The following is a 19,482-nucleotide window of genomic DNA, read 5'->3' on the forward strand; positions in this document are numbered from 1 at the left end:
GGCCACGCGAAGCCCCCACACCGTGATTGCCCCTGCTCGACGCCAGAAGAACTNATCACCGAACGTACGAGCCCAGACTCAACGACAACCACGGGCACCAACGGTCACCCCCGCCGTTCCTTCCCAAACACCGACCGATAAGCCCAAAGATTAAACACCAATACCACAGGCACCCCCACCACCGCAGCCGACAGCACCAGCCGCATGGACTCAATCGACGCCGTCCCATCCCACAACGTCATATCATCCAGAATCAGATAGGGAAACAAGCTATACCCCAACCCCGCCAGCATCAGCCAATACAGCACGATGCACAACACAAATGGCAGCCATTGATACGGCGACTCCTCCCGGGGCACACGAGCCAGCAACATCTCGGCGCAGGAGAAACACAGCAGCATGATCGCCCAGACCCCTGCAACCGTCGCAAATCCCCCGGGATTGCTCCACTTGTAGAAAATCCCGGCGTTAGCCAGCCCCAGCATCACCGAGGCCGCCACCATCCCCACAGCCGTCCAGCGAATGGCATGACGTCCCCAGCGGGCTGCACGGCGTTGTAAATCCCCGTCCACGCGCATGACGAGCCAGGCAGCGCCCAGCAGCACATAGGCAGCCACCACACACAAGCCCATCACCACAGAAAACCACCCGTAGCCCGCCTCCGTCTGATACCCCGTGGCGATACGTCCCAAGACCAGCCCCTGCCCGAATGCCGTCGCCAACGACCCCAGCCAGAACCCGAACACCCATCGTGATTTCAACTCGGCGCGAGCGCGAATCCGGAACTCAAACGAGACACTGCGCAACATCATGCCCATGGCCATCAGCGCCAATGGCCCATACAGTTTGCCAAAAATAACGCCCCACGCCAGCGGAAAAGCCGCGGCGAACAAGCCTATACCCAGCAGCGGCCAAAACTCGTTGGCATCGCGCCAGGGGCTCAGCAGCGCCATCATGCGTCCGCGCTCATCGACCGGCGCTACAGGCAACAACATGCCCACGCCAATATCAAAGCCATCGAGCACCACGCCGCCGATAATCAGCAAAAACAACAGCCCCATGAACACCAACGGAATCCAGAACGTCGGATCGTTGGCGTTGACGCCCAGGGAAGCGGCCAGTGCGGCGATCATTGAGACGGTCCTCCGGGTTTGCGTACCGGCACCACGCCGTAACGAGCCGCATGAAACAACATGCCGTTAAACGCTGCAATCAACACGATATACAACACGCCAAAGCCTGCTACCCCCAGCGCCAACGAGGTCGTGCTGGCAGTCCCCAGGACTTCGGTTTGTGTAATGGTGGCATTGACGACATAGGGCTGCATGCCCACCAATGAAAACACTCCGCCCCCCAACACCATCAGCCCGCCGCTGTACAACATGCCCACCATGCAACGCAGCCACCACGCCGGTAAAGGGGCTGGATCCAGTTTGCGCCGCAGTGTCAGTGCTGCGGTCGCCCACGATACGAGCAACATCAACACACCCAATACCAAGATCGCACGCAGCGTCCAGAACGTCAGCCCCACAGGCGGACGCATGCCGGAAAATTTATCCAGCCCGAGATAACGCCCCTGCTCATCACGCCCCAGCCAGCTGCCGCCCGCTTGTTCGAGCGTCCAGTCATAGCGATTGACCTCCGACCGACTGTCAGGCAGACCCGATACCGTCCAACTCGGCACAGTACCGCTTTTCCAATAGCCCGCTGCCGCGGCCGCCTTGGCCGGCTGGTGTTCCGCCATGACTCGACCTGCCCCATTCAGGACCGGGACCTGCAGCGTCGAAGCCACCACCGCCACGACCAATGCCGTCTTGAACGTACAGCGCTCTCCATCCTGCAAGGGACGGCGCAAAGCTTGCAACGCGGTAATGCCCAGCATCAAAAAAGCCGCCGCCAGCAGCGACCACAACGCCATCAGCCCGAGATTCCAGCCGAGAGAGGGATTGAATATCACCTCCTGCCAGTCCAGCACCCGGTAACGGGCGTCAATCAGCGTCGCGCCGGCGGGAGTCTGTACCCATGATTGCAGCACCAACACCCAAAACAGTGCGGCGCCCTGGCCCACAGCGACCATGAATACCGCAAAGGTATGCACCCAGTTCGAGACCCGGCGCTGGCCAAACAGCATGACGCCCAGAAAACAGGATTTCAGGACAAACACCGACAGCACGCCAAAGCCGATCAGCGGCGCGGCCACGTTACCAATTTTGTCCATCAGGCCGGGCCACAGACTGCCCAGCTGGATCAATACCGGCAACCCGGCCGCCAGAGCCAACACGAACGACAAGGCAAAAATGCGCACCCAGAATCGATAGGCGGCCGTCCATCCGGCCTGCCCGGTGCCGTGCGCGCGCAATTTGAAAAACAGCAGCAACCAGGCCAGCGCGAACGCCAATGCCATAAATAGCGCCAGAAAACTGAGGCTGGTAGTGAACTGGATCCGAGCCAGCAAGAGGGGAACAATATCCATGATGGCCGGTAGTGTAGAGCCTGTTTCCTGAACGCGGGAGATGGGCCGCGACGGCATCGGAGTGCGAACGTGGCAAAATTGATGCTTTGCTGCTGCATTCACCTATCCATTCAGCATGACCACCGCCCCGACTCCGACTGCCGCCACCAACTATCTGCGCAACATCATCGAAGATGACCTGCAGGCCAACCGCTACCAAGGTAAGCGCTGGTCCGGCACGCCTGGCCCAGCCTCGATACAGTCCCAGGGCGAGCCGGACACCGCGCGCATCCGCACCCGTTTTCCGCCGGAGCCCAATGGCTACCTGCACATTGGCCACGCCAAGAGCATCTGTGTCAATTTCGGGCTCGCCCGCGAATACGGTGGGGTCTGCCACCTGCGCTTTGACGACACCAACCCCGAAAAAGAAGACCAGGAATACGTCGACTCCATCATCGAAGCCGTAAATTGGCTGGGTTTCGACTGGAAGGCCGACGGTAACAACAACCTGTATTTCGCCAGCGACTATTTCGAATTCATGTACGAATTCGCCCAGGCGCTGGTGCAGGCCGGCCATGCCTACGTCGACGAGCAGACGCCCGAGCAGATCCGCCAGAACCGCGGCACCCTGACCGAGCCGGGGAAGGCCTCGCCGTGGCGGGATCGTCCGGCCGAGGAGTCGCTGACCCTGCTGGCCGACATGCGTGACGGCAAGTACCCCGACGGCAGTCTGGTGCTGCGGGCCAAGATCGACATGGCCTCGCCCAACATCAACCTGCGTGATCCGGTGATGTATCGCGTGCGGCATGCCACGCACCACCGCACCGGCAACAAGTGGTGTATTTACCCCATGTACAGCTGGGCTCATCCGGTCGAAGACGCCCTCGAAGGCATCACCCACAGTATCTGCACGCTGGAATTCGAAGACCAGCGTCCGTTCTACGACTGGATCCTGGCGCGCCTGGCCGAGCTCGGCAAATTGGCGCGCCCCCTGCCGCGCCAATACGAATTCGCCCGCCTGAACCTCAGCTACATCGTCACCAGCAAGCGCAAACTGTTGCAACTGGTGCGCGAGGGCTACGTCGACGGCTGGGACGACCCGCGCATGCCCACGATATTCGGCTTGCGCCGCCGCGGCTACACGCCGGCCTCCATCCGCCTGTTCTGCGATCGCACCGCCGTGTCCAAATCCGACTCGCGCATCGACTACAGCCTGCTGGAACAAGCCGTGCGCGACGACCTGGACCCCATCGCATCGCGCTCCGTGGCCGTGCTGGATCCGATCAAACTGGTCATCACCAACTACCCGGCTGGCCAAGAGGAACTCTGCTCGGCGCCTCGCAATCCCCACGACCCCGACGCCGGCAAACGCGAGTTTCCGTTCTCGCGCGAACTCTGGATCGAACGCGACGACTTCCGCGAGGAGGCTCCCAAAAAGTACTTCCGCCTGTATCCCGGCAACACCGTCCGCCTGAAATACGGCTACGTCGTGCGCTGCACCGGTTTCACCAAAGACGAATCTGGCCAGATCACCGAGGTCCAGGCCGAGTACCTGCCTGACACCAAGAGCGGCACGCCGGGCGCCGACAGCGTCAAAGTCAAGGGCAACATCACCTGGGTCAGCGCGGCGCATGCCATCCCGGCCAAGGTGCATCTGTATGACCGCCTGTTTGCCGATCCGCATCCCGATGGCGGTGACAAAGACTTCCTGGCTTGCCTGAACCCCAAATCGCGCGAAACCGTGACGGCCTGGCTGGAACCCGGCACCGTCGCCACGCCGGGTGCTACCTGGCAATTCGAACGGCTGGGTTATTTCACCGCGGACAGCAAGGACTCCACCCCCGAGGCCCCCGTACTCAATCGCATCGTGACGTTGCGCGACTCCTGGGCCACGGCCTGATTTTGACCATGACGACAGACTCCCTCGCCCTCGACTTCAAAAGCGCCACGCTGTATGCCATCCGCGTGGTGCTGCACAGCGCCGATTTGACGCGCTTGTCCGCCGCCCTGGATCAGCGCATGGCCGACGCCGGCAGTTTTTTTGAAAACGAACCGGTCGTCATCGACGCCAGCCGCGTGACAGACCCCATCGATTGGCCGGCCCTGCTCGCCGCGCTGCGCGGCCACAACCTGCCTCCCATCGGCGTGGTCGCCGAAGGCGATAATCTCAAGGCAGCCCAAGCCGCGGGCCTGGCGCCCGTCGAGCTGTCGACGCCCGTCGCGCGCCCCGCCGCCACGGTAGAGATGGCGCCGCCCAACCATGTCTCGACACCGGTGCCTGGCGTGCCCGCAGCCGCGTTAGCGACGGGATCTGCCGCGACGAACGAGGCCGAAGCCTCCGACAACGCGACCACGTCGACGGCTTCCGCTCAAGACGCCTCGGCGAACAAAGCCTCTGCGCCGGCCAAAACCGACAAGGGCTCGGCCAAGACTGGCAAAGCAGCGGCCTCCACGAGCAAGGATGCCCCCGGCAAAGTAGCGGTTTCGGCAACACCCGAGACGGCATCAGTTGAGCCAGCTCCGGCCGTTCCCACCACCGCGTTGGTCATCACCAAACCACTACGCTCAGGTCAACGCGTTTACGCACGGCATACCGATCTGGTCGTCATCGGCATGGTCAGCCAAGGTGCCGAAGTCATTGCCGATGGCAATGTGCACGTGTACGGCCCTTTGCGCGGCAAAGCGATGGCGGGCGCACGCGGCGATACCTCGGCGCGTATTTTCACCACGCAGCTTGACGCAGAATTGCTGGCAGTCGCAGGCGTGTATCGTGTCGTCGAGGCCAAACTCGACAGTGCCTTGCACAACCAACCTGCGCTCGTGCATCTCGACGGCGAAACACTGCGCGTCGACGCCCTGAAGAAATGAACCAAACATGGATCTCGTTATCGGATACACCATCCGATAACGAGGTCTACATCTTGTAAGAAGCCTTACATAGGCTTTTTGCTTTACGATAACGCGATTTATTCGAACATAAGGGTTAAACAGTCATGACACGAATTGTTGTGGTGACTTCCGGAAAGGGTGGAGTCGGCAAGACCACCACGAGCGCCAGCTTTTCCTCCGGTCTGGCCATGCGCGGCCACAAAACCGCCGTGATCGACTTTGACGTCGGCCTGCGCAACCTGGATCTCATCATGGGCTGCGAACGCCGCGTCGTGTATGACTTCGTCAACGTCATCCAGGGCGAAGCCACGCTCAAGCAGGCCTTGATCAAAGACAAACAGTTGGAAAACCTGTTTGTCCTGCCCGCCTCGCAAACACGCGACAAGGATGCGCTGACCCAAGAAGGCGTCGGCAAAGTCATCGAAGAACTCAAGGAAATGGGTTTCGACTACATTGTGTGCGACTCGCCGGCCGGGATTGAAGCAGGCGCATTGATGGCGGCCTATTTCGCCGATGATGCGCTGGTCGTCACCAATCCCGAAGTCTCTTCGGTGCGCGATTCCGATCGTATTCTGGGGATTTTGGCCTCCAAATCACGTCGTGCCATCGAGGCCGACGAAGATCCCGTCAAGGAATACCTCCTATTGACACGCTACAACCCCAAGCGTGTCAATGACGGCGAAATGCTGTCCTTGAGCGATATCGAAGACATCCTGCGCATCAAGCTCATCGGTGTCATTCCCGAGTCCGAAGCCGTACTGCAGGCATCCAACCAGGGCCTGCCCGCCATCCACTTGCGCGACAGCGACGTTTCCGAAGCCTACAAGGACGTCGTCGCACGTTATCTCGGCGAAGAAAAACCACTGCGCTTCACGGACTACAACAAACCCAGCTTGCTCAAGCGCCTATTCGGAGGGAAGTAAGCAATGTCTTTCCTGTCGTTTCTGCTTGGGCAGAAAAAAACTTCGGCGGTAGTCGCCAAGGAACGCCTGCAGATCATCCTGGCACACGAACGCACGGGCCGTGGCGCATCGCCCGACTACTTGCCGCAACTGCAGCAAGAGTTGGTCGCCGTCATCTCCAAGTACGTGAACATCAACCCTGATGACATCAGGGTGCACCTGGAACGCCAGGACACCCTGGAAGTGCTGGAAGTCAAAATCGAAATGCCGCAAAAAGAAGCCTGATCGCGGCATCTTGGCTGTCATATGACAAAGGGCCCCGACGTATAGTCGGGGCCCTTTGTCATATCAAACCCTGGAATACCAGCTAAGCGCAAATCAAACGCTATCCCTGTGATCATTCCTTGTGCAGTACGAAGCCATGCACATGGCTTCGCGCTGCAGTCTGGCGTTATTTGCCGACCTGATCACCGATGATACCGCCCAACGCAGCGCCACCGATCGTGCCCAAGATACCACCGTTGGTAATCACGGCACCGGCCACACCGCCCACGGCTGCGCCGCCCACCGTGCTCTTTTGACGACGGCTCATGCTGTCCCATGACGAACAGCCCGCCACAGAAACTGCCAGCAAAATAGCCATACCCACTTTCGAGATAGTTCCGATTTTCATCATGATTTGAGACTCCTGTTCTTGCCGGCGAGCCGCCCCACGGCGAAAACACCCCCGCACTCTTATGAACCGTCAGGATCTCAAAAAGTGCCCCGCCAGGCTGTGAGGGATACCGATAAATTGTATCCATGGGTAGGTAATAACCCTGATCGCCCCACGCGACCGTAGCCTGTTGTCGGGATTATTTCACGAGCTGTAACACGTCACGAAAGCGAGGATGGTCGCAAGTCTCCATCCATTCGAACAAGGCCATCTCGGCAGTAATGACCGTCGCGCCCGACGCCCGGATACGCCGCAGGCCAGCATAGTGGTCCGCAGGACGGCGAGAGCCGGCCGCATCGGTGACAAAAACCGCGTGATAATTCAGTTCAAGCAGCCCCACAATCGTTTGCAGCACGCAAACGTGAGCCTCCCAGCCAGCCACCAGAATCGTGCGCCGGGCCGGGGGCAGCCAGGCTTCGAAGCCTGGTTCTCGCACGGCAGAAAAATGCCGTTTTTGAAACACTGACTGCACCGACTCGCATAACGGCGCGATGGTCTTGCCCAACGCCGCACTGCTGTGCTGAGTCGCGACGACAGGCACGTCCAGCAAGCGAGCCCCCTGGGCCAGCTTGTGAGCCACCGCTGCAGACTCCATTGCCTGGGAAATCGCGGGCTGCAGGCGTTCCTGCATATCCACGATCAACAATGTCGAATCAGCGGCGTTGAGCAACATGGCTAGCAGGACCTATGTCAAAGATTATTTCAAAGCCTTGTAGCGCAAACGGCGCGGCTTGGCGCCCTCTTCGCCCAGACGGCGTTTTTTGTCGGCCTCATATTCCTGGTAGTTGCCATCAAAGAACACCACCTGCGAATCGCCCTCGAATGCCAGGATATGCGTCGCGATACGATCCAGGAACCAGCGATCGTGGCTGATGACCATCACGCTGCCCGGGAACTCGAGCAAGGCGTCCTCGAGCGCACGCAAGGTTTCCACATCGAGATCGTTCGACGGTTCGTCCAGCAGCAGCACGTTGCCGCCCGCGACCAGCGTCTTGGCCAGATGCAAACGGCCGCGCTCGCCGCCCGACAATTGCCCGACAACCTTGTTCTGGTCGGCGCCCTTGAAGTTGAAGCGGCCCAGATAAGCCCGCGACGACATTTCAAATTTGCCCACAGTCAACAGATCTGCCCCGTCTGCCACAGCGTCGAAGACCGACTTGCCGTCTTGCAACGAGTCACGCGACTGATCGACAAAGGCCAATTGCACGGTTTGACCCAGCACCACGCTGCCCGAGTCCGGCTGCTCGCGGCCGGCAATCATGCGGAACAACGTAGATTTACCCGCGCCGTTGGCACCGATGATGCCCACGATCGCGCCGGGAGGCACCTTGAAGCTGAGGTTGTCGATCAGCAGACGGTCGCCATAGGCTTTGCTGACGTTATTGAATTCGATGACCTCGTTACCCAAACGCTCGCCCACGGGAATAAAGATTTCCTGGGTTTCATTGCGCTTTTGGTACTCGTACGAAGACAGCTCCTCGAACCGCGCCAGACGGGCTTTGGCCTTGGCCTGACGGCCCTTCGGGTTCTGGCGCACCCATTCGAGTTCTTTCTTGATGGTCTTTTGGCGAGCCGATTCCGAGGCTTCTTCTTGTTTCAGGCGAGCGTCTTTTTGCTCGAGCCAGGAACTGTAGTTGCCTTTCCACGGGATACCATGACCCCGGTCGAGTTCCAGAATCCACTCGGCCGCATTGTCCAGGAAGTAGCGATCGTGGGTCACACCCACCACCGTGCCCGGGAATTTATGCAGGAATTGCTCCAGCCACTCGACGCTTTCCGCATCCAGGTGGTTGGTCGGCTCGTCCAGCAGCAGCATGTCAGGCTTGGACAGCAGCAGGCGGCACAAGGCCACGCGACGTTTTTCACCGCCCGACAAATTACCTACAGTCGCATCCCAGGGCGGCAAACGCAACGCATCGGCCGCGATTTCCATCTGGTGCTCGATATCGTCCGCGCCGCTCGATGCGGCCGCGGCAATCACCGCCTCGAGCTCGGCCTGCTCGGCCGCCAAGGCATCGAAATCGGCATCGGGCTCGGCGTAGGCCGCATAGACCTCATCCAGCCGTTTTTTGGCGTTCACCACCGCGCCCAGGCCTTCTTCGACGGCCTCGCGCACCGTGTGCTCGGGATTCAACTGAGGTTCCTGCGGAAGATAGCCGATATTCAACCCCGGCATGGGTACGGCGTCGCCTTCGATTTCCTTGTCCACGCCGGCCATGATCTTGAGCAAAGTGGATTTGCCCGAACCGTTCAGGCCCAGCACGCCGATCTTGGCGCCGGGGAAAAACGAAAGAGAAATATCACGCAAAATCTGTCGCTTTGGCGGCACGATCTTGCCAACGCGATTCATGGTGTAGACGTATTGGGCCATGGACTCTTATGCAAAAAAAGACGAATCAGAGGGAAGCCATGATTGTAGGCCGGAATAGCCTCAGTCAGCCTTGCGCGGCCGCCATTGCGCCAGACTGACTCCCGCCAGCGCCATCAGACCACCCACAATGTGATAGCTATGCGGCACCTCGTTCAACATGAAGGCCGCAATCGCTACCGTGCCGACCGGCATCAGGTTCAAAAAAATACTGGCCCGATTCGGTCCTAAATAACGCACACCCTGCATCCACAGATACGGTGCAAACAACGAAGGAAAAATCCCCGCATACAGGACCAACGGAATATTGCTGGCATTCAACGGCGAAGCCGGTGCCAACAAAAACGAAGGCACCTGAAACAAAATGCCGAACAACACCTGCACGTAAAGCGACTGCCACACCCCGATCGGCAAGGGCCAACGGCGCAGCAACACGCCATACATCGCATAAGCCAGCGCCGCCACGCCCATCAACCCGTCACCGATGCTGCCGCCGACCTCAAGCAAGCGCAGGGGATTCCCCTCGCCGAGCAATACGCCCAACCCGAGCAGCGACAAGGCGCCGCCCGCCACCGCCGTCCAGGCCGGCAACTCTCGCAGCACGATACAAACCAGCACAATCGTCAATAGCGGCACCATGGCAGTGATGATGCCCATATTGGTCGCCGTGGTCGTCGCCGCCGCCACATAAATCAACCCTTGATACACCGCCATCCCTAGCGCGCCCAATACGGCCAGCTTGCCCAGATGCGGCACGATCGCACGCCAGCCACGCAATACGCCGGGCAACACAAAAGGCGTCAGGATCACGCCGGCCAGCACCCAGCGATAAAACCCGATCACGGCCGGCTCAATCACATCGGCCGCCATCTTGGTCACCACCATATTCAATGACCAGATCAACGCCGCCAATAGTGGAAACAACATATGGCGCGCCGATGGCGCCGTTACAGCATTCGACATGACAACAGACTTTGCGCAAGCAAAGCCGCGATATTAGCGCTGTATCGTGAACATCGCCGCCGTGCTTGAGAAACGAGCGACAATATGGGTTTCGTATATACGGCTGCAACCGGCATTGCCTGGATCGCACGCAGTGCCCCTATCAGGACCCATCATGACCGCCTCCTCCACGCCCCCGGCCTCATTGACGCATTTCAGCTCCCAGGAGCTCGACATGCTCGCCAAAACCGCTGACGCCCTCAGCGCCTACCTAGGCAAACCCGTTCTGGCCGAAGTCGTGCTGGGTGACGAAGGCACCGAATGGGTCAGCTTTGGCATACCCGTCGAGCAAAGCGCCAAAGACGATGAGCAACCCCATGTCCAACTGGGAGGGCCGCAGGCCCGCCTCCTGGGTAATCGTGGCGGCCTCAGCCCCACCGACAATGATACCTACGATTGCCTCTACCTCTGGGCCATCCAGATCACTCTGGCCGAAGGCGAACGCTTCGTCAAACTGGACCAATCCGGCGAAGAAACCGCCTGGTCCGACGACCTGCTGGACGTCCTGCCCTTTGCGCTGTCCGATGAGCCCTTGCCTGATGTAGACGAGGAAGAAGAGGAAAATGATGACGAGGATGATGACGGCGACTACGACGCCGCTCTCCCTCCTGGACATCGCATTCACTGAAACCGGGGAGCGGGCCAGGTAAAAATCATCCTGGTGGGACCTAAGCCACTCCGCGCCGCTGATCCCGCCGGTACAACATATAGCCCACCGGCCACATCAACCCCACCAGCATCTTGGCTGTCGGCCGAGTCAGCGGATAGGCCTGCACTGCCGTGGGTACGCCCGAGTGCTCCAGATCCAATCGGAACCGCGTAAACCGCGCAGCAGCCATCAAGAAATCCTTGGGCCGAAACCGGAACCACTCCATGTGGTGTTCGAGCACATCCCACGCCAGCAAATACAGGCCCTGCGCATTATTGCGAATCGATACCGCCCCCCTGCTCAACCCGTCCGGGCTCGGGTGATAAACCCGAACCACGCGGTTAATACAATGGTTCAAGTATCCCGCCCGCGCCATCGCCCACCAGATCAGGCTCTCGGGCACAAAGCCCGCCACATCCTCGGGAAAAGGAAAACGGCGCAGCACAGCCGTACGCAGACTGCCGAATTTTTCGCCCTTGATTCGATAACGGAAATACAGATCGACGGCGGACGCATCGAAAATGTCCTGCGGGAAACGATCTCCCACAATGTCACCGTCGGGCCGGGCGCATAGGCCCATCACGCCCACATATCGCTCGCGTTGATCCGGCGCAATCTGTTCCCAGGCGTCCTTCAATATCTGCAGTCCCTCCGGCGGCATCTCATCATCGCTGTCCAGCGTAATGATGAACTCGCCATACGCCTCACGTACGCCTCGATTGAATGCCGTTTTTTTATGCTGGTTTTTCTGCCAGATATATCTGATGGGAAACTCGGCCTCGGCCTGCCATGCCCGGACCGCTTCGTGAGTCCGATCCGTCGATCCGTCGTCTACGACCAACCATTCGAAATCACGACAAACCTGCCGTTTCAGGGATTCGTACACACGATACAGAGTGCCTGCCCGGTTATAAGTGGGCGTCAGTATCGTGAACGTGTATTGAGGCTCACTCATGCAATCAAACAGGTCTGCGCAAGCGCGCCAACGGCAGCCACGCTGCTTACAAGTAAAAACTGGGTAAGTGTAGGAGGATATTTAGACCCGGGAGGTATTCCGAAACAGCCATTTTGAAAACAAATTTTGCAAATTCTGCCGTAGTGAAACAGGCATGTCGTCATTGTCTGACGCCACCCGCGAACAAAATGCCATCCAGCAGGTAAACTCTGGCGGCTGCCACGGACGACCTATGGACACTCATCCTATCCAGTTAAACGATATCGCGCTGTTTGTCGAAGTTGCTCGCCGCAAGAGCTTCAGTCTGGCCGCACGAGCGCTCGCCATGCCGACCTCGACGCTGTCACGCCGCATCGGCCAACTGGAACAAGCGATTGGATTACGGCTCATCAACCGCAACACCCGGCGCCTGGAGCTGACCAATGCCGGCGCCGCTTACCTGCGACGATGCCAAGGTCTCGTTGACGAAGCCCGCCTGGCGCATGAACAACTGCAGACCCTGTCAGCCAGTCCGCAGGGACGGCTCACCATTGCGATCCCCTACAGCATCGCGATCTGGCTGTTGCCTGATGCGTTAAAGGCCTTCACCGAACGCTACCCCGATTTGGAATGCGAGTTCGACATGAGCATGAAAGCCGCCGAAAACTCGCAAGGCGGCCCGTTCGATCTGGTCCTGCGTTTCGGCCGCAGCGCCCCCGCGTCAGAGCCTGGCGCCGCCGAAGAATCGATCGCGCAGGAAATTGCCTCGCTGGACACTCATCTGTACGCGTCGGCCGACTATTTGCGCGAACACGGCGAACCGCAGCAGCCTTCCGACCTGTCAGAGCACGAGTGCTTTCGTACCACGATCGACCCGGAACATTCATTCTGGGTGCTGCATAACGGCCAACACAGCGAACGTGTAGCCGTCAAAGGCGCTATCGCGGGCAACAGTATCAGTGTGATTGGCTCATTGGCTGGCTTGGGCATGGGCATCACCCGATTGCCCAATTGCCGAGCCCTGGCTCCCATCATCGACAGCAACGCCTTGCGGCGCATCCTGCCGCAATGGCGCCTGGAGCCCCTCTCGGTCTATGCCGAACTGCCGACCCCTGTGATGCCCGCCAAAACGCGGGCCTTCATGGATTTTCTGCGTCCTTGGCTGGACCCGGTTGTTTAAACATACCCCGAGGGGGCCGTTTTTTGCCTTGGGGCGGCCCGGCGGTAAAAAAAGCCCCCACGCTGCGCCTTCGGCTTGCTGCCCCCCGAGGGGGCCGTTTTTTGCCTTGGGGCGGCCCGGCGGCAAAAAAAAAACCACCGACATAATCGGTGGTTTTTTACATCAAGGCGCAAGAATTACACGCGTTTGATTTTTTCCAGCATCTTGAAAACACCTTTGGGGGCGTTGACGAACAAGCGCTTGAAAGACTTGCCCAGGCAACGGCGTTCCAGGGTGTTACGACGCACACGTTTGCGCTCAGCCATGATGATCTCCGGTAAGGTTCGATAGTGCCCAAACCCGCCCGACGTTCCCAGTATCAAAGCATAGACAAACTACGCTGCAATACTGACGGGCCACAGGCTGGTGGCAGAAATTGGATAACTCAGCATTGTAGCCTTAAACGCTGCCAGCAGCCAAATCGAGCCCGGCCCCAGCCCTGGCCAAGGATATTCACGCGACAATTACACGGATTAGCGGTAATCTAAGATACTGTTTAAATATACAGATATCTCAGCGATATCCTATCGTCCGCGGATTCTGGTCTGATTCCGCTTCGTCCACGCATCGTTCCCTCGTCATGAGCTCTCAAATTCGCATCGTCGGCGCCCGCCAAAACAACCTGAAAAACCTGGATCTGACGCTCGCCACCGGCGAGCTCGTCGTCATTACCGGCGTGTCGGGCTCAGGCAAAAGCTCCCTGGCGTTCGATACGCTCTATGCCGAGGGCCAGCGCCGCTACGTCGAAACCTTTTCGCCCTATGCACGCCAGTTTCTGGACCGCATGGACAAACCCCAGGTCGATCGCATCGAGGGCATTTTGCCCGCCATCGCCATCGACCAGACCAACCCGGTGCGCAGCTCGCGCAGCACCGTGGGCACGATGACCGAGCTGAACGATCATCTCAAGCTGCTCTTCGCGCGCGGCGCCAAGCTCTACTGCCGCGGCTGCGGCAAGCTCGTGCGGCGCGATACGCCCGACTCGATTGCCGCCTCGCTGGCGCGGCGCGCACCGGCGGCGGGCGACCCGCGCCTAGTCATTACGTTCCCGATTGCCGTACCCGCCAACTTCACAGAAGACGAGGTTCGCGGCTTTCTCGAGCAGCAGGGCTACACCCGCGTGCACCACGAAGAAACCCGTGCACCGTCGGCAACCAGGGTCGCCAGCAAACGCGCAAAGACCGCCAGCAAGGCCAAAACCGCAACGACCAACGACGAACGCCGCATTCTGCACGTAGTGCAAGACCGATTCCGTCATTCCAGCGCAGAACGCGAACGCCTGATGGAGGCGCTGGATACCGCGCTGCGCATGGGCGGCGGCCACATGGCCGTTCATGCGCTCGACGACGAAGGCGCCGACGCACAGGTCTGGAAATACAGCGATCGCCTGCACTGTGCAGACTGCGATATCGAATACACCGATCCGCTACCCAGCAGTTTTTCCTTTAACTCGCCGCTCGGCGCCTGCGAAACCTGCCGCGGGTTTGGGCGCGTCATCGGCATCGATTACGGCCTGGTCATCCCTGACGAAAACAAAACCTTGAACGAAGGCGCCATCAAGCCCTGGCAAACGCCCTCGTACAAGGAATGCCAGGACGATTTGGCCAAATACGCACCGCGCGCGGGTATCCCGCTCTCTGTGCCATGGAAATCCATGACCGAGGAACAGCGCCATTGGGTGCTGCATGGCGATCCCGACTGGAAAGGCGGCAACAACGCCTGGAAAACCCAGTGGTACGGTGTACATCGATTCTTTGCCTGGCTGGAAAGCCGCGCCTACAAAATGCATGTGCGCGTACTGCTGTCCAAATACCGCAGCTATACCCCCTGCCCGACGTGTCATGGCGCGCGTCTCAAGTCCGATGCCTTGCTGTGGCGCTTGGGGACCAAGGCCGAGGCCGATGCAGTTCTGCCGCCGGGCGACGGGCGCTATACGCGTTTCATGCCCGCAGGCGCGGCCTGGAGCCGTGAACAGCTCGAGTCCCTGGACGGCCTGTCGATTCACGATGTCATGCAGTTGCCCATCGAACGCGTGCGCAGCTTCTTTGACACGCTCTCGTTTACCGGCGTGCTGGATGCCGCCGCCGATCTGCTGCTGACCGAAGTCCGCGCGCGATTGAAATTTCTCTGCGACGTGGGCTTGGGCTATCTGACGCTGGACCGTCAAAGCCGCACCTTGTCTGGCGGCGAAGTACAACGCATCAACCTGACCACGGCGTTGGGCACCTCGCTGGTCAACACCCTGTTCGTCCTGGACGAGCCGTCTATCGGGCTGCACCCGCGCGACATGCACCGCGTCGTCGAAGTCATGCATCGGTTGCGCCAGGCCGGCAATACCCTGGTCGTCGTCGAACATGACCCTCAAGTCATGGTGGCTGCGGATCGCATCATCGACATCGGGCCGGGTCCGGGCGAACGCGGCGGACGTATTGTGTTCGACGGCACGCCCGCCCAGTTGCGCAGTTCTCACACGCTCACTGGCGACTACCTGGGCGGACGCCAACGTGTCGAGGCGCCGCGCCCCATGCCCGTCGCTGCCAACACGCCGCGCCTGTTATTAGAGGGCGCGACCGCACACAATCTGCGCAACGTCTCTATCGAACTGCCGCTCGGCCGTCTCGTGTGTGTTACCGGGGTGTCGGGCTCGGGCAAATCGACCTTGGTCCAGGATGTGCTGTATCCGGCCCTGCTCAAATACCAAGGCAAGCCCTCCGAGGCCCCCGGCCCGTTTGAACGCCTGCTGGGCGCCGAGCAGATTGCCGACGTGGTCATGGTCGATCAGACGCCTATCGGCAAGACCGCACGATCGAATCCGGCAAGCTATGTCGGGGCCTTTGATGCGATCCGCAAGCTCTTTGCCCAAGCGCCGCTCGCCAAGGAACGCGCCTACACCGCAGGCACGTTCAGTTTCAATAGCGGCGACGGGCGTTGCCCCACCTGCGGCGGCACCGGTTTCGAGCATGTCGAGATGCAGTTCCTGTCCGATGTCTATCTGCGTTGCCCCGATTGCGACGGACGGCGATTCCGTCCCGAAGTCCTCGAGGTGCGCATCGAACACCTGGGCAAGAACGCCTCGATAGACGAGGTCCTGGAGATGACCGTCAGCGAGGCCCTGGAATTTTTCAAAGGCTTGCGCGATGTGCAGACCGGGCTGGCGCCCTTGGCCGATGTGGGTCTCGAATACGTACGATTAGGACAACCCGTCCCCACGTTATCCGGCGGCGAAGCCCAGCGCCTGAAGCTCGCCGGCCATTTGGCCGAAGCCGCGCGCAGTGGCATCTCGACCGCCAAGGTTGCTAAAAAAGGCAGCCTGTTCTTGTTCGACGAGCCGACGACCGGACTGCACTTTGACGATGTGTCGCGCCTGATGCGCGCATTCCGCAAGCTGCTCGCGGCAGGCCATACCTTGTTGGTCATCGAACACAATCTCGACGTCATCCGCGCCGCAGATTGGCTGATCGACCTGGGCCCCGAAGGTGGCGACGCCGGCGGCCTCGTCGTAGGTGTCGGTACCCCGCAAGACTTGATGGACAACCCGCACTCGCATACCGGGACGGCGTTACGCGACTACGAAGTCAGCGTATTGCCGAGCCAGGCCATCGAGGCAGTCACGGCTGGAGATACTGACATTGACGCCGCGTCAGCCTCTTCCGCCCTCACATTGGCCGAGCCCGCCGCCACCTATGCGGAAAGCGCCGGTACGCCGCTGCAATCTCTCATGCGCCGCCGGCGCCAGGCGCAAGCCATCGAGATACGCAATGCGCGCGAACACAACCTGAAAAACGTCAACGTCGAGATTCCCCACGACAAGTTCACCGTCATCACCGGCGTCTCGGGCTCGGGCAAATCCACGCTGGCCTTTGACATCCTGTTCAACGAGGGCCAACGCCGTTATCTGGAATCGTTGAATGCCTACGCGCGCGCCATCGTGCAGCCTGCGGGCAAGCCGGATGTGGACGCGATTTTCGGTATTCCGCCCACGGTCGCGATCGAACAGCGCACCAGCCGCGGCGGGCGTAAATCCACCGTCGCCACAATGACGGAGATTCACCATTTTCTGCGCCTGCTGTACGTCAAGCTGGGCACGCAATATTGCCCCGACTGCCAGGTCGCCGTCGAGCCGCAAAACACCGACCAGATCGTGGCGCGCCTGTTGCGCGAGCACAAGGGCCAGCATATCGGCCTGCTCGCGCCGCTGGTCACTGCACGCAAGGGCTACTACACCGATTTGGCCAAGTGGGCGGGCTCCAAGGGCTACACGCATTTGCGGGTCGACGGCACGTTCATTCCCGTCAGTCCGTGGCCGCGCCTGGATCGCTACAAGGAACACACCATCGAGTTGCCGATCGCCGATCTGATCGTCGATCCCGACAACGAGGCGGCGCTGCGCAATGCCGTCAAACAGGCCCTGGAACACGGCCAAGGCGTCCTCAGCATGGTCTGGCCGGTCAACAAACTGCACGAGGCGCTCGACAGCGAGCTGCAGCAGCAGCATTTCTCGGTCAAACGCGCCTGCCCCTCGTGCGGCACCAGCTTTCCAGAGCCGGACCCACGCCTGTTTTCGTACAACTCCAAACATGGCTGGTGCACGGGATGCTTTGGCACGGGCGTACAACTGCAGGATTTCGACGCCGAGCAAACCGGCGAGGAATCCGCCTGGAACGCGGGCTACGATGGCGAGGCTCACACTTGCACGGTCTGCGATGGCCAGCGCCTGAATCGCGTAGCGCGAGCCGTGCGCTGGCGTGACCGCTCCATCGCCGAGCTCGCCGCCATGCCGGTTTCCGAGGCACACACCTTTTTCACCGGCCTGGTTGCGCGCGGCCGCGAGGGCGAAATTGCGCGCGATATCCTGACGGAAATTCGCGGCCGCCTGAATTTCATGAAAGAGGTCGGCCTGGATTATCTGGCGCTGGATCGTGCCGCACCCACCTTGTCGGGCGGCGAAGCCCAACGCATCCGGCTCGCGGCACAGTTGGGCTCGAACCTGCAAGGCGTGTGCTACGTGCTGGACGAGCCCACCATCGGCCTGCATCCACGTGATAACCGCATATTGCTGGACGCCCTGGCCCGTCTCGAAGGCAACGGCAATACGCTGGTCGTGGTGGAGCACGATGACGACACCATCCGCCGTGCCTCGCACATCATCGACATTGGCCCCGGCGCAGGCGTGCGCGGCGGCCGCGTTGTGGCGCAAGGCAGCGCGCAGGACCTGATCGACGCACCTGAGTCGGTCACCGGCCGTTATCTGGCCAAGCCCTTGAAGCATCCGCTCAATGGCCGCCGCGCGGTCGACGATGACACGCAGATGATTCAGATCCATGGCGCACACCTGCATAATCTGCGCCATGTCGATGCCCGAATTCCCATTGGCCGTCTCAGCGTCGTCACGGGCGTGTCCGGATCCGGCAAGTCCACGCTCGCACGCGAGGTCCTGCTCGACAACCTGCTGCAAGCCGTCTCGCAATCCAAAGCCCCGCGCTGGAACGGCTGCGAACGCATCAGCGGCTGGGAGACGATCGATCGCGTCCTGGAAGTCGACCAGACACCCATCGGCAAAACCCCGCGGTCCTGCCCGGCCACCTATATCGGGTTCTGGGATGACGTGCGCCGCCAATTCGCCGATACGCGCGAGGCCCGCATGCGCGGATGGAGCGCCGCACGGTTCTCGTTCAACACCGGCGATGGCCGCTGCCCCATTTGCGAAGGCCAGGGCATGCGCACCATCGAAATGAACTTCCTGCCCGACGTCAAAGTGCCCTGCGATGCCTGCAACGGCGCACGCTTCAACAGCGACACGTTGTCAGTACAAATGCGCGGCAAAAACGCGGGCGAGTTGCTCAACATGGAGGTCGACGATGCGCTGGGCTACTTCACCGCGCATCCCAAAATTCATCGTCCCTTGCAACTGATGCAGGACGTGGGGCTGGGATACCTGACACTGGGGCAACCCTCGCCCACCCTATCCGGAGGCGAGGCGCAGCGCATCAAGCTGGTCACAGAGCTGTCGAAAGCCCGCTTGACCGAGGGCGTCATCACGACAGGCCGTGCTTCGCGCATTCCGCACACGCTGTATGTATTGGACGAGCCGACGGTCGGCCTGTCGATGGCCGATGTGGAAAAACTGATTCACGTGCTGCATCGCCTGGTCGAGGCAGGCAATACTGTTGTCGTGATCGAGCACAATCTGGACGTGATCGCCGAGGCCGATTGGCTGCTCGACCTCGGCCCCGAGGGCGGCACCGGAGGCGGCCAACTGGTCGCCGAGGGTTCGCCCGAACACGTGATGACCTTGCGCGAACGCTCGCATACCGGCCGTGTCTTGACGGAATTTCTCGCACAACAGCAGTAA

General features: G+C 60.4%; 15 protein-coding genes. 7 read left to right on the forward strand and 8 right to left on the reverse strand.

Annotation, left to right across the window (positions count from 1 at the left end):
• Nucleotides 1-104: 104 nt before the first annotated feature.
• Nucleotides 105-1,133: a cytochrome d ubiquinol oxidase subunit II gene (locus tag ACNA0J_RS17580; protein WP_415820150.1), complete on the reverse strand. Its 1,029-nt coding sequence runs from the start codon at nt 1,131-1,133 to the stop codon at nt 105-107.
• Nucleotides 1,130-2,473, reverse strand: a complete 1,344-nt coding sequence (locus tag ACNA0J_RS17585) for a cytochrome ubiquinol oxidase subunit I (protein ID WP_415820151.1) — start codon at nt 2,471-2,473, stop codon at nt 1,130-1,132. The genes ACNA0J_RS17580 and ACNA0J_RS17585 overlap by 4 nt, the downstream gene beginning before the upstream one ends.
• Before the next feature lie 115 nt (nt 2,474-2,588).
• Between ACNA0J_RS17585 and ACNA0J_RS17590 the strand changes: the two genes are divergently transcribed.
• The 4 genes from ACNA0J_RS17590 to minE all read left to right on the forward strand — a co-directional run bounded on the left by ACNA0J_RS17590 (nt 2,589) and on the right by minE (nt 6,528).
• Nucleotides 2,589-4,352 (forward strand): glutamine--tRNA ligase/YqeY domain fusion protein, encoded by a 1,764-nt coding sequence (locus ACNA0J_RS17590; protein ID WP_415820152.1) that lies wholly within the window; start codon nt 2,589-2,591, stop codon nt 4,350-4,352.
• Nucleotides 4,353-4,360: 8 nt separating this feature from the next.
• Nucleotides 4,361-5,320 carry a septum site-determining protein MinC gene (minC, locus tag ACNA0J_RS17595; protein WP_415820153.1) on the forward strand — a complete coding sequence of 320 codons (960 nt, stop codon included), beginning with the start codon at nt 4,361-4,363 and terminating at the stop codon, nt 5,318-5,320.
• 125 nt (nt 5,321-5,445) lie between these two features.
• Nucleotides 5,446-6,264, forward strand: coding sequence for a septum site-determining protein MinD (minD, locus tag ACNA0J_RS17600; RefSeq protein ID WP_415805700.1), 819 nt, complete (start codon nt 5,446-5,448; stop codon nt 6,262-6,264).
• Nucleotides 6,265-6,267: 3 nt separating this feature from the next.
• The gene (minE, locus tag ACNA0J_RS17605; RefSeq protein WP_094819981.1) at nt 6,268-6,528 is read left to right on the forward strand and encodes a cell division topological specificity factor MinE; all 261 of its coding nucleotides are present in this window, start codon (nt 6,268-6,270) and stop codon (nt 6,526-6,528) included.
• 166 nt (nt 6,529-6,694) lie between these two features.
• On the opposite strand, the gene ACNA0J_RS17610 is transcribed toward minE, so the two are convergent.
• The 4 genes from ACNA0J_RS17610 to ACNA0J_RS17625 all read right to left on the reverse strand — a co-directional run bounded on the left by ACNA0J_RS17610 (nt 6,695) and on the right by ACNA0J_RS17625 (nt 10,289).
• Complete coding sequence (locus tag ACNA0J_RS17610; RefSeq protein WP_094820162.1) at nt 6,695-6,916, reverse strand: glycine zipper 2TM domain-containing protein; 222 nt, start codon at nt 6,914-6,916, stop codon at nt 6,695-6,697.
• 181 nt (nt 6,917-7,097) lie between these two features.
• Nucleotides 7,098-7,631, reverse strand: coding sequence for an isochorismatase family protein (locus ACNA0J_RS17615; protein ID WP_415820154.1), 534 nt, complete (start codon nt 7,629-7,631; stop codon nt 7,098-7,100).
• A 24-nt stretch (nt 7,632-7,655) separates the two neighbouring features.
• Complete coding sequence (gene ettA, locus ACNA0J_RS17620; RefSeq protein WP_415820155.1) at nt 7,656-9,329, reverse strand: energy-dependent translational throttle protein EttA; 1,674 nt, start codon at nt 9,327-9,329, stop codon at nt 7,656-7,658.
• A gap of 60 nt (nt 9,330-9,389) precedes the next feature.
• A complete protein-coding gene (locus ACNA0J_RS17625) occupies nt 9,390-10,289 on the reverse strand; it encodes a DMT family transporter (RefSeq protein ID WP_415820156.1) in 900 nt (299 codons plus the stop codon).
• 154 nt (nt 10,290-10,443) lie between these two features.
• Between ACNA0J_RS17625 and ACNA0J_RS17630 the strand changes: the two genes are divergently transcribed.
• On the forward strand, nt 10,444-10,956 hold the full coding sequence (locus ACNA0J_RS17630) for a hypothetical protein (protein WP_415820157.1): 513 nt from the start codon (nt 10,444-10,446) through the stop codon (nt 10,954-10,956).
• 40 nt (nt 10,957-10,996) lie between these two features.
• Here ACNA0J_RS17630 and ACNA0J_RS17635 read toward each other — a convergent pair whose 3' ends face one another.
• Nucleotides 10,997-11,932 (reverse strand): glycosyltransferase family 2 protein, encoded by a 936-nt coding sequence (locus ACNA0J_RS17635; RefSeq protein ID WP_415820158.1) that lies wholly within the window; start codon nt 11,930-11,932, stop codon nt 10,997-10,999.
• A gap of 232 nt (nt 11,933-12,164) precedes the next feature.
• On the opposite strand from ACNA0J_RS17635, the gene ACNA0J_RS17640 reads away from it, so the two are divergent.
• Nucleotides 12,165-13,091 (forward strand): LysR family transcriptional regulator, encoded by a 927-nt coding sequence (locus ACNA0J_RS17640; protein WP_415820159.1) that lies wholly within the window; start codon nt 12,165-12,167, stop codon nt 13,089-13,091.
• Between the two features lie 176 nt (nt 13,092-13,267).
• Here ACNA0J_RS17640 and ACNA0J_RS17645 read toward each other — a convergent pair whose 3' ends face one another.
• Nucleotides 13,268-13,396, reverse strand: coding sequence for a hypothetical protein (locus tag ACNA0J_RS17645; RefSeq protein WP_005016451.1), 129 nt, complete (start codon nt 13,394-13,396; stop codon nt 13,268-13,270).
• Nucleotides 13,397-13,710: 314 nt separating this feature from the next.
• Here ACNA0J_RS17645 and uvrA point away from each other — a divergent pair, with 314 nt between their 5' ends.
• Nucleotides 13,711-19,482 (forward strand): excinuclease ABC subunit UvrA, encoded by a 5,772-nt coding sequence (gene uvrA / locus ACNA0J_RS17650; RefSeq protein WP_415820160.1) that lies wholly within the window; start codon nt 13,711-13,713, stop codon nt 19,480-19,482.

Source organism: Bordetella tumbae, from assembly GCF_965139195.1.
Lineage (GTDB): Bacteria > Pseudomonadota > Gammaproteobacteria > Burkholderiales > Burkholderiaceae_B > Bordetella_A > Bordetella_A tumbae.

What these genes read in the sequence shown, in the direction of transcription:
- ACNA0J_RS17580 (WP_415820150.1), bottom strand. Translation starts at nt 1,133, where the DNA reads ATGATCGCCGCACTGGCCGCTTCCCTGGGCGTCAACGCCAACGATCCG.
- ACNA0J_RS17585 (WP_415820151.1), bottom strand. Translation starts at nt 2,473, where the DNA reads ATGGATATTGTTCCCCTCTTGCTGGCTCGGATCCAGTTCACTACCAGC.
- ACNA0J_RS17590 (WP_415820152.1), top strand. Translation starts at nt 2,589, where the DNA reads ATGACCACCGCCCCGACTCCGACTGCCGCCACCAACTATCTGCGCAAC.
- minC (WP_415820153.1), top strand. Translation starts at nt 4,361, where the DNA reads ATGACGACAGACTCCCTCGCCCTCGACTTCAAAAGCGCCACGCTGTAT.
- minD (WP_415805700.1), top strand. Translation starts at nt 5,446, where the DNA reads ATGACACGAATTGTTGTGGTGACTTCCGGAAAGGGTGGAGTCGGCAAG.
- minE (WP_094819981.1), top strand. Translation starts at nt 6,268, where the DNA reads ATGTCTTTCCTGTCGTTTCTGCTTGGGCAGAAAAAAACTTCGGCGGTA.
- ACNA0J_RS17610 (WP_094820162.1), bottom strand. Translation starts at nt 6,916, where the DNA reads ATGAAAATCGGAACTATCTCGAAAGTGGGTATGGCTATTTTGCTGGCA.
- ACNA0J_RS17615 (WP_415820154.1), bottom strand. Translation starts at nt 7,631, where the DNA reads ATGTTGCTCAACGCCGCTGATTCGACATTGTTGATCGTGGATATGCAG.
- ettA (WP_415820155.1), bottom strand. Translation starts at nt 9,329, where the DNA reads ATGGCCCAATACGTCTACACCATGAATCGCGTTGGCAAGATCGTGCCG.
- ACNA0J_RS17625 (WP_415820156.1), bottom strand. Translation starts at nt 10,289, where the DNA reads ATGTCGAATGCTGTAACGGCGCCATCGGCGCGCCATATGTTGTTTCCA.
- ACNA0J_RS17630 (WP_415820157.1), top strand. Translation starts at nt 10,444, where the DNA reads ATGACCGCCTCCTCCACGCCCCCGGCCTCATTGACGCATTTCAGCTCC.
- ACNA0J_RS17635 (WP_415820158.1), bottom strand. Translation starts at nt 11,932, where the DNA reads ATGAGTGAGCCTCAATACACGTTCACGATACTGACGCCCACTTATAAC.
- ACNA0J_RS17640 (WP_415820159.1), top strand. Translation starts at nt 12,165, where the DNA reads ATGGACACTCATCCTATCCAGTTAAACGATATCGCGCTGTTTGTCGAA.
- ACNA0J_RS17645 (WP_005016451.1), bottom strand. Translation starts at nt 13,396, where the DNA reads ATGGCTGAGCGCAAACGTGTGCGTCGTAACACCCTGGAACGCCGTTGC.
- uvrA (WP_415820160.1), top strand. Translation starts at nt 13,711, where the DNA reads ATGAGCTCTCAAATTCGCATCGTCGGCGCCCGCCAAAACAACCTGAAA.